This window comes from Pantoea sp. K16 (genome assembly GCF_048452805.1).
In the GTDB taxonomy this organism is placed as follows: Bacteria; Pseudomonadota; Gammaproteobacteria; order Enterobacterales; family Enterobacteriaceae; genus Pantoea; species Pantoea agglomerans.
On sequence record NZ_JBLWNV010000001.1, the window covers coordinates 294,620 to 308,446 of the forward strand.

At 50.4% G+C, this 13,827-nt stretch carries 12 protein-coding genes; 3 read left to right on the top strand and 9 right to left on the bottom strand.

All coding sequences use genetic code 11. The annotated features are described in order from the left end of the window. Window positions 1-335: 335 nt before the first annotated feature. From ACK13D_RS01425 to ACK13D_RS01465, 9 genes are all read right to left on the bottom strand, one after another. Entirely contained in the window at window positions 336-788 is a 453-nt protein-coding gene (locus ACK13D_RS01425; protein WP_033760123.1) for a GNAT family N-acetyltransferase, read from the bottom strand. Window positions 789-908: 120 nt separating this feature from the next. Further along, a complete protein-coding gene (locus ACK13D_RS01430) occupies window positions 909-1,313 on the bottom strand; it encodes a tautomerase family protein (protein WP_418795478.1) in 405 nt (134 codons plus the stop codon). Window positions 1,314-1,612: 299 nt separating this feature from the next. Then, window positions 1,613-3,550, bottom strand: a complete 1,938-nt coding sequence (locus tag ACK13D_RS01435) for a methyl-accepting chemotaxis protein (RefSeq protein WP_418795480.1) — start codon at window positions 3,548-3,550, stop codon at window positions 1,613-1,615. 288 nt (window positions 3,551-3,838) lie between these two features. Continuing rightward, window positions 3,839-4,312 carry an NUDIX hydrolase gene (locus tag ACK13D_RS01440; protein WP_052272245.1) on the bottom strand — a complete coding sequence of 158 codons (474 nt, stop codon included), beginning with the start codon at window positions 4,310-4,312 and terminating at the stop codon, window positions 3,839-3,841. Between the two features lie 347 nt (window positions 4,313-4,659). Next, a complete protein-coding gene (locus tag ACK13D_RS01445; RefSeq protein WP_033773706.1) occupies window positions 4,660-5,634 on the bottom strand; it encodes an ABC transporter ATP-binding protein in 975 nt (324 codons plus the stop codon). Then, complete coding sequence (locus tag ACK13D_RS01450; protein WP_122890147.1) at window positions 5,631-6,611, bottom strand: ABC transporter ATP-binding protein; 981 nt, start codon at window positions 6,609-6,611, stop codon at window positions 5,631-5,633. Before ACK13D_RS01450 ends, ACK13D_RS01445 begins: the two co-directional genes overlap by 4 nt. Next, window positions 6,608-7,555 (bottom strand): oligopeptide ABC transporter permease, encoded by a 948-nt coding sequence (gene opp4C / locus ACK13D_RS01455; protein WP_033760940.1) that lies wholly within the window; start codon window positions 7,553-7,555, stop codon window positions 6,608-6,610. The genes ACK13D_RS01450 and opp4C overlap by 4 nt, the downstream gene beginning before the upstream one ends. Beyond that, window positions 7,555-8,514: an ABC transporter permease gene (locus ACK13D_RS01460; protein WP_033760938.1), complete on the bottom strand. Its 960-nt coding sequence runs from the start codon at window positions 8,512-8,514 to the stop codon at window positions 7,555-7,557. The genes opp4C and ACK13D_RS01460 overlap by 1 nt, the downstream gene beginning before the upstream one ends. 44 nt (window positions 8,515-8,558) lie before the next feature. Continuing rightward, a complete protein-coding gene (locus ACK13D_RS01465) occupies window positions 8,559-10,184 on the bottom strand; it encodes an ABC transporter substrate-binding protein (RefSeq protein ID WP_418795620.1) in 1,626 nt (541 codons plus the stop codon). Window positions 10,185-10,765: 581 nt separating this feature from the next. Between ACK13D_RS01465 and ACK13D_RS01470 the strand changes: the two genes are divergently transcribed. From ACK13D_RS01470 to ACK13D_RS01480, 3 genes are all read left to right on the top strand, one after another. After that, the gene (locus tag ACK13D_RS01470) at window positions 10,766-11,542 is read left to right on the top strand and encodes an isocitrate lyase/PEP mutase family protein (RefSeq protein ID WP_418795622.1); all 777 of its coding nucleotides are present in this window, start codon (window positions 10,766-10,768) and stop codon (window positions 11,540-11,542) included. Next, the gene (locus ACK13D_RS01475) at window positions 11,526-12,572 is read left to right on the top strand and encodes a bifunctional transcriptional activator/DNA repair enzyme AdaA (RefSeq protein WP_191924114.1); all 1,047 of its coding nucleotides are present in this window, start codon (window positions 11,526-11,528) and stop codon (window positions 12,570-12,572) included. The genes ACK13D_RS01470 and ACK13D_RS01475 overlap by 17 nt, the downstream gene beginning before the upstream one ends. 508 nt (window positions 12,573-13,080) lie before the next feature. Next, entirely contained in the window at window positions 13,081-13,782 is a 702-nt protein-coding gene (locus ACK13D_RS01480; RefSeq protein ID WP_031292479.1) for a glutathione S-transferase family protein, read from the top strand. The last annotated feature ends 45 nt before the right edge of the window (window positions 13,783-13,827 follow it).

Consider the following 13,827-nt stretch of genomic DNA (forward strand, 5'->3'; position numbering starts at 1 on the left):
ACACCGCGAAGCATTCCAGTTATATGACTTGCGCCACATTGATTAACACCGCAATTCTAAGTAATACCTTCATCAGAGGTGAGAGCCACTTCAAACTTCCGCTATTCGCTCAAAGCTGCCAGTCAGTTCCTTTGATTTCCTGAAGATGTTTAAGCCGCCGTTCTGAATGCCTGGTCAGAAACGCAGTGTGTCCAGGGCGGTGCGGATTTAACTGTAATGGCTCTGATTTCCCTGAAATTGGTTCGGTTTGGTTAAGTCAGGGCTGTATCTCGGCAGGCGTTCCTGAAAAGTGGTTCAGTGGACAGAAAATGCGGTCTATCCATGACGTGACTATATCAACGCGCTGGGTCTCTGAGGCATAGATGGTGCGTGACTTTTTCTATGCCCGTCAAAGCAACAAAGCCAGCTCGTTCATAGAAAGTGAATGCCGATTGAGGAGCGTTTGTGTTGATAAAATCAAACCAGTGGCCAGAATCCTTAAGTATCTCACTGAGCAGGGCGCTGCCAACCTGCCTTTTCCTCCATCCTGAGTCTACGTAGAGATGTCGCAGACGTCCGATGCCATTTTTTAGCGTAAACGGGTCGATGTTGAGTCCACCAACGCCAACGATTACTCCATCTACTGAAGCCCCAATTAGTTTTTCTCCGGGTCTATCAAAGCGGTTCTGTCCGCTAAGCCAGTTATCTTCCAGTCGGCGTAACATGTTAAATCCTTCAGCCATGCTCTGCGATCTTAACTCAGCAAATCCTGGGCTGTCCGGGGTGACGCTTATGAGTTGGATATCCATGATTTTTCCAGTGATTTCAATCTGCATAGTCTGGACAGAATTATGATTGTGTCCAGTATGACAATGGCACTCTCATACTTCCCATGCGCCACATTAACGGTAATAGAAAAGAAATTTTGGTTAGTAAAACTCATCTTTATGCTGATATCTGTATTCTTGCGTTATTCCTGTGTATCCATATGAAGCAGCTTTACAATCAATAAGATGCACATTTGACTGAGGATGTAGGTTACCAATAGCTTGTTCCATAGCGTTGTAAATTGCTTTCTGATACGCTCCTTTCTGATCTTTGCTACAAGTTTCATCCACGACAGTAACTTCAAGTCTAAACGAATTTTTCCCCCATTCAGCCAGACTCTTGCCATCAATAAACCAGTCATCATCGTCCACATGTCTTACTATGACCATGGTTTCAAAGCTGTTTTTCTTCAATATCTCGCATGTGATTTGAGTAGCTAAAAGCACACAATCCTTGGTTAATTTTTGATCATTGCAACCAGACAATGTGAGCGTTATTCCAGGCATAATGATTCCTTAAATGTGTCATTACTTAGCTTGATTATTAAAAGTGTTGCCACATTTTTTGAACGATACGAGATGACTAAGATGGCATAATCAAAAACGTGAGGGCAACTTTCGTCCCCTTCTCGCTCAAAGCGGACCTTGCAGCACGTATGTCCGCTTTGTGCCAAAGTTACGTAAGGAAGGAATTAAGCCATCCCGTAGGATGGCTTATGAGATACTGTTACTGAGATGACAGACCTCAGAAATGCGCCGACAGCACGCCGTTTACAGACATATAAAAGAAGCACTTAACGGAAATTTTAACCAGCGTTTGTGCGGAACACGCTAACAGCGTCCCTCAGATTAGCGGCTCGACTTGCAAGTTCATCAGCAGACGATGCTGACTCTTCAACGAGCACGGCATTCTGCTGTGTGACCTGATCCATCTGAGTAACGGCAATATTTATCTGCGATACGCCTGCACTTTGCTCTTCTGAAGAAGATGAAATTTCTCTCACCAGCTGTGCTGTCTGTTCAATCGCATCCATACTCTCCTTCACTTTTTCACCTGCATCCCGGGCCATCGAAATGCCCTGCTCAGCATTCTCCACAGACTTTTCGATCAGTCCTTTAATTTCTTTCGCCGCGCCAGCCGAGCGCTGTGCCAGCGACCTGACTTCCGCCGCAACAACGGCAAAGCCTTTACCGTGCTCACCGGCCCGGGCAGCTTCAACAGCCGCGTTTAACGCGAGAATATTCGTCTGAAACGCAATCCCATCAATGACAGAAATGATTTCCTTAATCTGCCCTGCACTGCTGCTGATTTTCTCCATGGAACCCAGCACTGATTCCATTGCCTGACCGCCACGCAATGCCGCGCTGGTAGCCGAGCTGGCCATTTCTGCAGCATGGCGGGTGTTTTCAGCATTGTTGCCGATGATCGAAGAGAGCTGTTCCATACTGGCGGCTGTTTCAGCCAGTGATGCAGCCTGTTCTTCCGTCCTCGCAGAAAGATCGCCGTTACCGCGGGCAATCTCCTCAGATGAGGTAGCAATGGTGACGGCATTAGATTTAATGTTTTCTACCGTCACCGTCAGGCGCTGACTCATCTGCAGTAATGCCTTAAGCAGACCGGCTGTTTCATTGCGTCCTGTCACGGAAAAAGTTGCTGTCAGATCGCCTTCTGCTACTTCAAGCGCAAGCTTTGACGCGGCACCGATAGGTCGTGTAACAGAACGGATAATGATCAATGCGAAAAAGACAGAAAGCAGGACCATAAAGAGAAGAACGCTCAGCAAACCATACTGTGCATTCCGGTGGTCCGTAATCTGCTGGTTCAGCATGTCATTCAGTTCATTACCGCCCGCAATCGCGTAGGTGCTGAATCTGTTAATCGCGCTGGTAAAAATTGCGGCATAGTCCTGAGGATTCTGATTCGTCATACTGCGGCTAATAAATAACGCCCCTGCAGTTTTCAGGGCATTTTGGGCTTCCTGCACGGCCGCGTCTGCATCGGCACTGAATTTCTGCTTCAGCCCTGTATCAGACGAAAAAAGCTTCTCTGAGTCCTGAGCAAACATATCCAGATTATAGGCACCCGTGCTGATTAATGATTCCATACGGACAGAGTCAGCCTCACTAACGGCTTCTTTCCTGGCAAGCAGTGAAGTCCCGAACGCACGAATTTTACCCAGACTTTCGGTAAGCTCAGGCAATGATGAGAAATTGCTGATAATCAGGCGGTACGTACTGATATCTGAATCAAGCGACAAACCGTAAAAATCCAGCACGTCGCGGTTTGTGTTAAGAAGTTTGCGGATGAGTTGCGCATGTGCGTCAAGACTGGTCGTTTGATTCAGTTTCGAAGCATCAATGTCCTGCTGCAGCGCGTCCCACTGTGCACGCACCCCATTGATTTTTTCGATTAAACCCGCACTGCCTTCTGTCTGCGCCATCTCTTTCTTGATGGCATCGGTGATAGTAACAATGTCATCTCTAACACTTAGACGCGATGAGGTGGCAGGATTTTTTTGCGCAATAGCGAGGGCTGTTTCAGCGCGATGGCGCTGTATCAGATTCAACAGGGCAAGGATTTTGTTTTCAGCAGGCACTCCTGTTACTTCTTTCTGCTTGTCCTGAATATATTTATTACCTTCTGACACAAAAAGCACGGTAGGAACTGAAAAAAGAACAAGGCAAAACAAGCCCAGAATTGCAAACTTAGCGGTAAGATTAATATTGTTAAGAATATTACTCATTTTTACACCCTGCTGAATTAATTTTTATAAGAACACAAATAATGCAGATTAAAAGCATCTTAATCATCATTATCGGTTAACTATTCATTAACTTTATAGCAGGCGTAAGAAAGAGAATATTTAGGTTGAATCGCAACAAGGTCTAACCTGTTACCCAGTAATTAGACAATACTGATGTTAACAATTACCTCATAAGAGGTAGGAAAGATTGTTAATATCAACTTCTCTCTTAACGAATTTTATACATGATTCATGTCCACTTTGTGCCAGAAGCGGACGTTCAAGATATCATGACGCAGTTAACGTCGAAGATCCGGCCGACTTGTTTTCAAGTATGTTAATGATTAAGTCGCGTGGAAAAATTGTCTCATTGGTGTGTATGAGCTCTTCTATTGTCCACCAATGATGATCGCGAATGAGTTCCTTTTCATTGCTACTCCATCCTGAACGATCGAGATCTACTGTATTTGCATTAATCATAAAGAAACGCTCATCAGCAAGTACTGTCTCCCCACTTGGTAGCATCATTGTGAAGGTTCGGGACGCTACTGCTGGTCCTGTTAATGTTTCTTTCAATCCCGTTTCTTCAAATAATTCGCGTATAGCGGCCTGCTCGAAAGATTCATTTTTTTCAAGCCCTCCTCCCGGAGTTGCCCAGTATGTTTTTCCCCTTAGAGCATCATCTTTATGACAGAACCTAAAGAGCAGGACATGATTTTCAGGCGAAAGAATGATCAATCGAGATGATGGTCTAATGCGCATATATCCCCCTTAAAAAGCTTAAATACTGATTCTCAATATTTATATAAACATAAATTGCAGCCTGAATCGCCCTATAGGTCTGTAATTTCTTACAGCTTTAATCTCACTCAACGTCCGCTTTTCGCTCATAGCGGTCATCCGCGCTTTTCAGCGCGGCAGTTTTGTACCAGAAGCGGAACTTGCTTACATTGCTATGTCAGTTTGCTGGGAGCAGGTCAGATAGGGTTTTTATGACCTTTTCAGACAGGGTCGTATCAGGATTAATTTCTGATACTGACAGGCGTGGTTTTTTACATCATTGAACGTCAGACTCCATCAACCAGGGGGGATGAATCCTCTCTTTTTTATTACGTCAGCTGCACCCAGTGGCACGCCACCTGATGGCCGGGGCGCATTTCGCGAAGTTCCGGAATTTCTGTGCGGCAGCGTACTGTTGCCTGCGGGCAGCGAGAAGAGAAGCGACAGCCAGAGGGTGGGCGCGAAGGATCCGGAATTTCCCCCTGCACCACCGGCACGGATAAGCTTCCAGGGGCAAGCGTCGGCACCGCCGCCAGCAGCGCCTGGGTGTAGGGGTGAAGCGGCTGGCTGAACAGTGCATCGCGGCTGGCAGTTTCCACCAGTTTCCCCAGATACATAACTGCCACGTCATCACACAAATGCTCCACGACACCGAGATCGTGAGAGATGAACAGGAAGGTGACGCCATGGTCATCACGCAAATCGGAAAACAGGTTAATGATTTGCGCCTGAATAGAGACATCCAGCGCCGAGATGGGTTCGTCGGCAATAATAAAATCCGGGTTGAGAATCAGCGCTCTGGCGATGCCGATACGCTGGCGCTGGCCGCCGGAAAACTCATGGGGAAAGCGATTGTAATGCTGCGGCGCCAGTCCACAGATTTTCATTACCTCCAGCACTTTGTCGCGCAGTTCTTCTTTGCTGCACAGCGTGTGTTCCAGCATTGCTTCCCCAATTGCATCACCTATTCGAATGCGTGGATTCAGCGAGCTGTAAGGATCCTGAAATACCAACTGGATTTTCGGGCGCAGCGCGCGCATCTGTTTCGGCGTCAGATCCTGCAACTCCTGACCACGATACTTCACGCTACCTGCCGTTTTGTCATAAAGCCCCAGCAGCGTGCGTCCTACGGTGGTTTTACCGCTACCGGATTCGCCCACCAGTCCAAAAATAGTGCCAGGTCGAATGTTAAAACTGACGCCGTCCACAGCGCGTAGCTGTCCTGTTTCCTGACCAAAAAGCCCGTCGCGTAGCGAGAAATGCTTTTTCAACTCGTCCACTTCAATAACATATTGCTGGCTCATGCGATCGGCTCCGCTAACTCACTGTGAATACATGCGGCTTGCCGCGTATGCCCGATCAGCGGCGGAATGACCGCGTGGCACTGCGCGGTTCTGCGTTCGCAGCGATCATAGAACGCGCAGTACGGCGGCAGTTCGGCCAGGTCAGGCACCTGTCCGGGAATGGAGTAGAGGCGGCGTCGGCGCTCGCCCGGAACAGGGCGCGATGCGATAAGCCCTTTGGTATAAGGGTGCAGTGGGTTGTGTAGCACATCGGCAGTCGGGCCTTGCTCAACGATGCGCCCGGCGTACATCACCACGACATGTTCCGCCATCTGCGCGATAACCCCCAAATCGTGAGTGATCAGCATCAGCGCCATCTGCTGCGCCCGCGCCTGGTCGCGCAGTAAGCGTAGGATTTGCGCCTGCACGGTGACATCCAGCGCCGTGGTTGGCTCGTCGGCAATCAGCAGCTTCGGCTGGCAGCTTAACGCCATGGCAATCATGATGCGCTGCAACATGCCGCCGGAAAGCTGATGCGGATAGCAACCCATCAGACTCTCCGCACGCCCGAGTCCGACATCGGTGATCAGTTGCGTGGCGTGCGTCCAGGCCGCTTTTGGTGTTTCGCCGCGATGGCGTATCAGCGGTTCACAAAGCTGCTCGCCAATGGTCAGCACCGGATTGAGCGCTGTCATCGGCTCCTGAAAGATCATCGCTAATTGATTACCACGCAGATCGGCCATTTTCGACGGCTTCAGAGCAAGCAGATCGGTGCCCTCAAAGCGGATTTCTCCGCCGTCGATACGCGCAACCTGCGGCGGTAACAGTCCCATCAGCGACATGGCGGTAACGCTTTTGCCGCAGCCAGATTCACCAACAACGCCAATGGTTTGCCCTGCCTGAATGGTAAAGGAGACATCCTGTACAGCGCGCACACGCCCCTGCTCGCTGGCGAAGGAGATGGATAAGTTATTAAAGGTAATTAGCGGCTCGCTCATTTCAGGCTCCGTTTCATCTTCGGATCCAGCGCATCGCGCAGGCCATCGCCCAGCACATTAATGGCGATGACGGTCAGAAAAATGGCAATGCCCGGCGGCATCCACAGCCATGGGCGACGCTGAAAGTCGATCAGGCTGTTGGCCGCGTCCATCATATTGCCCCATGAGGGCGTTGGCGGTACGACGCCAAGGCCGAGGTAGCTAAGCGCGGATTCCATCAGGATGGCGTTGGCCACCGCCATGGTCGCCATCACCACCAGAATGGGTATGGTGTTCGGCAACAGATGACCGAACAGGCGGCGGCGCGAAGAGAGGCCCAGGACCTGCGTCGCCAGCATAAAATCACGTTCGCGCAGTGACAGGATTTGCCCGCGCACCAGCCGCGCCAGCTTCGGCCACTCCAGCAAGCTAAGCATCACTACTACCATGTAGATGCGCGAATCAGACGAAAAATCCAGCTCAGACAACATCGCTCCGGCAACAATCAGCAGCGGCAGGCTGGGGATCGTCATCACCAGATCCGCCATGCGCATAATCAGTTTGTCCGTCCAGCCGCCGGCATAGCCGGATACCGCACCCAGCAGGTAGCCCAGAGCCACCGAAAGTAGCATGGTCATCAGGCCAATAATCAGCGAGATACGACCGGCAAGCAGCAGGCGGGTATAAATATCGCGGCCAAGAAAATCGGTGCCCAGCCAGTGTTCTGCGCCAGGCGGTTTGTTGATCATCAGCGCATCGGTGGCGTCATCTTTCCACGGCGACCACACCGGGCCCAGCACGCACCAGATGGTCATGATTACCAGCAGAACCAGGCACAGCATCGACAGATGATTGTGGCGCAGCGCTTTCCACGCCTGGTGCCACGGAGAAGGTGTGGCCTGCGCCATCGCCGGAATTTCCGCCTTGCGTAAGCGGCGATTCGTAGAGAAAAGGGAACCGAACATCACGACCTCACGCGAATGCGCGGGTCGGCCCACGCGTACAATATATCGGCAATCAGGTTGCCCACAATGGTCAATACCGCAAGAAACAGGGTGAACCCCATCAGCACCGGATAATCGCGGGCGGCCAGAGAATCAATATGAATATGCCCTGCGCCCGGCCAGTTAAACACCTTTTCGGTGATGATCGCGCCGGAAAACAACCCCGGCAGCTCAAAACCTAACAGGGTGATGATTGGCAGCAACGCATTGCGCAGCGCGTGTTTAAGGATCACTGTACGTTCGCGCAACCCTTTAGCACGCGCGGTGCGGATAAAATCCATCTTGACTACGTCAAGCATGCTGGCACGGAAATAGCGCGTCAGGCTGCCCGCCTGCAACATCACCAGCGCCATGACCGGTAACACCAGATGCGCCGCAACCTGCATCACCCACACCCAGCCGTTATCGTCGCTGCCGGTGTTGGTCATGCCGCCCACTGGCAACCAGTGCAGATCGACTGCGAACCACTTAATAAGCAACAGGCAGAGAAAGAAGGTTGGGAAAGACATGGCGGCGAACACCGACACGCTCACCAGATGATCGAACAGCGAATTGGGTTTCAGCGCCGAGGCAATGCCCACCGCAAGCCCGATGCTCCAGTAAAACACCAGCGCAACGCTTGCCAGCAGGAACGAGTTCCAGATGTACTGGTTAAGTAGCTGACTCACCGGAATTTGGTATTGCAGCGAGAACCCCAAATCGCCGCGCAGCAACTGGCCGAGCCAATGCAGATAGCGGGTAAGGATCGGTTGATCGAGTCCATAAATAGCTTTCAGTTCGGCGGCGCGGGCAGCGGTGAGGGTAATGTTACCGTCGATAAAGTCGCCTGGCGTTTTCGCGAAAAGCATAAAAATAATCAGTGATGCGAGCAGCAGCATTGGCAGGGTTTGCAGCAGTCGCCTGAGGATAAAATTTCGCATAGCTTTCTCATGACAACTGCCGGGAGACCCGGCAGTTGTTACTGTTATTTAATGATTTTCACATCCGGCAGGCTACCGGTCAGCCCGTTGTAGATATCTGGTTTAAAGCCGGTGACGCGGGCACTACTGGCCGATAAAATCTCGCGGTTACCCAGCAGAATCACCGGCGGATCGTCCGCCAGCACTTTATACAGCTGGTGATAAATTGGTTTGCGTTTTTCCACATCCAGCACAGCATTACCTTCGTTGATCAGCTTATCAACCTGCGGATTGTTATAGCCGGACTCTTTCGCTTCCGTGCTGTAGTAATCCCACACGCCATCATGTGGATCGTTGAGTGTGCTGGTGCTGAAAGAGGCCAGGTCATAGTTACCGGCTTTACGCTGTGCCATGAGGGCGTTGAAATCCACCACCTGCGGCTTCAACAGTACGCCAATCTGCTGCCAGTTCTCTTTGGCGATGGGGATCAGCGCATCATTCAGCACTTTCTTGCTCACCAGCAGCGTCAACTGCAGACGTTTACCGTCCTTCACGCGGATGCCATCAGGCCCCGGTTTCCAGCCCGCTTCATCAAGAAGTTTCTTCGCCTGTGCCGGGTCAAATTTGTATGGATTCACGCCATCTGTGTTATACGCCCATGAAATCGGGGCAATAGGTTCAATTGCCACTTTTCCATAGCCCTGATAAACCACATCAATCAACTTCTGGCGGTCGAGACCATAAATCAGCGCCTGTCGCACTTTCACGTCCTGCAACGCCGGGCGACGTACGTTGAATTCCACTTTGCTGTAGTCACTGGAGCCAAACAGGTTGATATTGGCGAAGCCCAGCATTTTCAGTTGTTCGATATCATCAGGGCGAGAAGTAAACGAGTCGTAATCGGTTTCGCCGGTCTGGAACAACTGGAAGTTAGTGGACGGGTTGGTTACGCGGTAGATAAAGCGCGGCGTCGGTGGTGTGCCACGGTAAAAATGGGTATTGGCGTGGAAACGAATCTCCTGGCCCGGAATATATTTGTCATAGACATACGGTCCGTTGCCCAGCGGTTTACCGTGCAACATGCGCAGATAGTCGAGATTGCCGCGCTGATACCCTTTCCCATAATACGCTTTCGACAACACCGGGCCGCCAATTTTCGCCAGCGTTGTCGCGCCAGGCTGCCCGGTGGTGACCTGTAATGTCAGCGGGTCGATCACTTTCAGGCCACTGACGCTATCAGCTTTTCCGGCTTTATACTCCGCGCCGCCCACAATGTTGGCGAGGGTGATGTCAGTATCGCCATCATATTTCGGGTCATGCAGCACGGTCAGGGTAAACGCCACATCTTCGGCGGTGAGGGGCGAGCCGTCGCTGAAAGTCAGGTGTGGGCGCAGCTTAATGGTATAGACATTGTTATCCTGACTAACGCTCCAGCTTTCGGCCAGGCCTGGCACCAGCTTACCGTGGCTATCCCAGTCAATCAGACGTGAGAAAATAACGTTGGTGACGTTTTCGTCCCAGCCGTTAACAAAGAAATAAGGGTTAAAAATACCCTGCGGTTCAGAGATACCAGCCACCACAGTGTCTTTACGCAGCTTAGCCACTGCCGGAATCTGGCTGGCATCGGTGGCTGGTGTAATGCCCTCTTTTAAGGGTACATCGGCGAAAGAGGCTGAAGAGAAAGCCACCATACTGCTGAGTAACGCGATTTTAAGCGCCAGAGTAAAACGCGTGGGTTTTGTTTTTATGCTTTTCAGTAGGATGGACAAAATGGCTCCCTCATCAAATGTTTGTATGGAATTTACAAATCATGACGAAAGATAAAAGCCGCACCGCCCCCTGTCTAACAACGAAACAATCTGGCTTATAGCAAATTATCATTAGTAGATTTATAAGAAAGCAATGCTTAATTTCATCTAAAGAAGATGAGACATTACGCGGGGCAGTCGAAGAGTTCTGATATCGTAAGGGGTTTGACAATCAATAATGTGAAAAACCACGCCAGTCAGTATCAGAAATTAATTCTGACAAGACCTTTTCTCAAAATGACCATACAAACCTATCTGATTTGCTCCCCGTTGATACTTATATCCGGCGGTTAGGAATGTTCGCTTTTTGCCAGAGGCAGACCCTGAAACACTACGACCGTATCACTCTGCATATCAGACTGACCCGATAAAATTTTGCTAAAAAAATGGTCGTCTGATTTTCGGTTGTGCCGTTTTTGCTGAATGCTTAGATTCATTTTCAATCTAATTGAGAGGATATGGATATGAACTTCGCAGAACTCCACAACCAGCATGAGCCCCTTCTTATCGCTAACGTCTGGGATGTCGTCAGTACTGTCGCAGCGCAAAAAGCTGGCTATCAGGCTCTGGGAACGTCCAGCGCAGCAATAGCGGCCACATTGGGATATGAAGACGGCCAGGGCATGCCGTTTGATGAATTATTTTTTATTGTCACTCGTATCCGGGCAGTTAGCAGCCTGCCATTAAGTGTTGATATGGAAGCAGGATATGGTGATTCAGCCGAAGAGATAATAGTCAATCTCAAGCGCCTTGCTCAGATAGGTGTATCAGGCGTTAACCTTGAAGACAGCAGAGTCATTAATCGGGTTCGACAGCTTGATGATGTGTCTGAATTTTCGCGTAATCTGAGAGCAGTATGCGATGCGCTGAGAAGTGATGGTTATAACCTGTTTCTGAACGTCCGGACTGATGCTTACCTGCTCGGGCATGTAAGAGCGTTAGAGGAGACATTATTACGGGGTCAATATTATAGAGCTGCAGGTGCTGACGGCCTGTTTGTTCCCTGTCTGACCTCAGAGAAAGATATCAGCCTTATTGCAAATGCTATTGATCTGCCTCTGAATGTCATGTGTATGCCCGATCTTCCCTTGTTCGATAGACTGAAACTGGCCGGGGTAAGCCGCATTTCTATGGGTAATTTTGTTCATTCGGCCATTCAGTCAAAGCTGACTGATTTAATGCATGCGATCCGGTTGCATCAGACATTTGAAGGACTTTTTGTTAATGAAGGTTATCGATAAGAATCTTTGTGACGTCTGGTATCAGGCATTACTTGAACGCGCTTCAGAATATACGGGTGTGTTTTTTGCTGGCGTCAGAACGACTGGCGTATTCTGCATTTCGATATGCCGGGCGCGAAAGCCCAAACGTGAAAATGTAGAGTTTTATAAAGATGCCAAATCTGCCCTGGCGGCCGGCTTTCGCCCCTGTAAAGTCTGCAGACCTGCTGAAAACGCGCACAGCGCGCCATTATTTGTCGAACAGGCGCTTGCGCTTGTCAGGCACGATATTAAATCCCGTGTATCCGACGCGGATCTTCGTCAGCATGGAATCAGCCCGGAGCGAGTGCGGCGATGGTTCCTGCAACATCACGGCATCACTTTTCAGGCCTTCCAGCGAATGCAGCGGGTAAATATTGCCCTGCAGGAGCTGAAAAGCGGACGTGCGGCGACTGACGTAGCACTGGACAATGGCTACGAATCCCTGAGCGGCTTTGGTTACATCTACAAGCGGCTCACTGGCGCAGCTCCGACTCGAACCACTCAGGTAATAGTCATTCACCGGTTTACTACTGCGCTGGGACCTATGTTTGTCTGCGCCACAGAGCAGGGAGTCTGCCTGCTGGAGTTTACCGATCGCCGGATGTTAGAAACTGAATTTCGCGACATTCAGCGTTTACTTAACGCCAGGATTGTCACAGGAGAAAACAGTCATACCCGGCAGACAGTAAAAGAAATCAGCGAATATTTTGCCGGAACACGTCGTCACTTTGATCTCTTACTGGACGCCCCGGGCAGTAATTTTCAAAAGTCCGTCTGGGATGCACTACGTACTGTTCCTTATGGGGAGACCTCACACTATCAGGATATTTCGCTGCGACTGAATAAAACTGGCGCTGTACGAGCAGTTGCCGCTGCGAATGGTGCCAACCGGATTGCGATTGTGATTCCGTGCCACAGAATTATCGGTAAAAATAGCCAAATGACCGGATATGGTGGAGTCAAATCGCGTAAAGAGTGGCTTATCGAACATGAAAGAAATCAGAGTTAAGTGAGTCAATACAGAATGCTTGCTGTATGAAACAGTCTTTTTCCGATCCTGTTACTTTTTACATGCAGTTTTAAGGTATTTGAAATCCCCACGTCCGCTTTTCGCTCACAGCGGCCGCTCATTTTTGTGACCAGTGATGATGCCGACACCAGTCGGCTTCATGGGCTGATCTAACCGCTACTACCTCACCCCGTGGCCCTTGCGCTTCCGGACTATCAGCCGGCTCTTCCTGTTGGCCAGCAACCAGTCGGCAGCAATTGCCAATATGTAACTCACCTGAAACCCGTTTGAATCCAGCCTCTCCACTCATTTGCATTTTTCAACCCTCCGGCGTCATTATCCCCCTCCTTCAGCTATGCCTCCGCTGAAATATCGTATCAAGCATGAAGGTCACCAAAAAATTAAACTAACAAGCGTTAGACCGGGGTTGACGTGTGTTGATTTGCCCGCTAATGTTTGCCTACCTAACGTTAGTTAGATACTTAACCATCAACCTGTAGGATCGACCATGACTGCTAAACTTCAGCTTTTCACATCACCTTCGGCCTTTCCTAATCCACAGCGCCTGCGGCTTTTCATGCATGAAAAGGGCATCGCTGACCAGTTTGCCGAGACCATCTATGACATGTCCCCTGGAGGAGAGCAGCGTGGCTGGCGACATTTGAATATGAATCCGTGGGGCGAAACACCTACCCTTGAACTGGCTGACGGGAGTTATATTTCTGAAACGGCTGCCATCGTTCGCTATCTTGATCAGGAGTATCCGGGCCGCAAGATTATGGGAGAAACAGCACTGGAACAGGGGCTGGATAATATGTGGGATAACCGGGTGTGGGTGCATATCCTGTACCGCATCGTTACAGCGTTCCACGTGTTGCACACCGGCCTCGGCTTCAGGCTGGAATTGACCAAAAATGAGGCCTGGGGTGAACACTGCCGTAAAGAAGCTTTGGCTCACGCCGCGCTGGTTAATCGCCATCTTTCAGACGGCCGCGAATGGCTGCTCGGCGGCGATGCCCCGACCTTCTCGGATATTACTCTGGCGACCGCGATCGCCTTCTCGAAATTCCCGGTCAATGCCACTCCACTGGACGAGCGTTTTGAGTTCTTAGATGCGTACTGGCAGCGCTGGACAAAACGTCCTGCCTTCCAGGCGGCCTACGCCGATCGCAACAGCGGCATTCCTGAGCTGGATTCGCCAGCCCGGTAATAGCGCCACTCGATGTAAACTCCGGTACGCCGGGTTCGTTATCTA

Coding starts and splice junctions, on each gene's coding strand:
- ACK13D_RS01425 (WP_033760123.1), bottom strand. CDS start 788: ATGGATATCCAACTCATAAGCGTCACCCCGGACAGCCCAGGATTTGCT.
- ACK13D_RS01430 (WP_418795478.1), bottom strand. CDS start 1,313: ATGCCTGGAATAACGCTCACATTGTCTGGTTGCAATGATCAAAAATTA.
- ACK13D_RS01435 (WP_418795480.1), bottom strand. CDS start 3,550: ATGAGTAATATTCTTAACAATATTAATCTTACCGCTAAGTTTGCAATT.
- ACK13D_RS01440 (WP_052272245.1), bottom strand. CDS start 4,312: ATGCGCATTAGACCATCATCTCGATTGATCATTCTTTCGCCTGAAAAT.
- ACK13D_RS01445 (WP_033773706.1), bottom strand. CDS start 5,634: ATGAGCCAGCAATATGTTATTGAAGTGGACGAGTTGAAAAAGCATTTC.
- ACK13D_RS01450 (WP_122890147.1), bottom strand. CDS start 6,611: ATGAGCGAGCCGCTAATTACCTTTAATAACTTATCCATCTCCTTCGCC.
- opp4C (WP_033760940.1), bottom strand. CDS start 7,555: ATGTTCGGTTCCCTTTTCTCTACGAATCGCCGCTTACGCAAGGCGGAA.
- ACK13D_RS01460 (WP_033760938.1), bottom strand. CDS start 8,514: ATGCGAAATTTTATCCTCAGGCGACTGCTGCAAACCCTGCCAATGCTG.
- ACK13D_RS01465 (WP_418795620.1), bottom strand. CDS start 10,184: ATGGTGGCTTTCTCTTCAGCCTCTTTCGCCGATGTACCCTTAAAAGAG.
- ACK13D_RS01470 (WP_418795622.1), top strand. CDS start 10,766: ATGAACTTCGCAGAACTCCACAACCAGCATGAGCCCCTTCTTATCGCT.
- ACK13D_RS01475 (WP_191924114.1), top strand. CDS start 11,526: ATGAAGGTTATCGATAAGAATCTTTGTGACGTCTGGTATCAGGCATTA.
- ACK13D_RS01480 (WP_031292479.1), top strand. CDS start 13,081: ATGACTGCTAAACTTCAGCTTTTCACATCACCTTCGGCCTTTCCTAAT.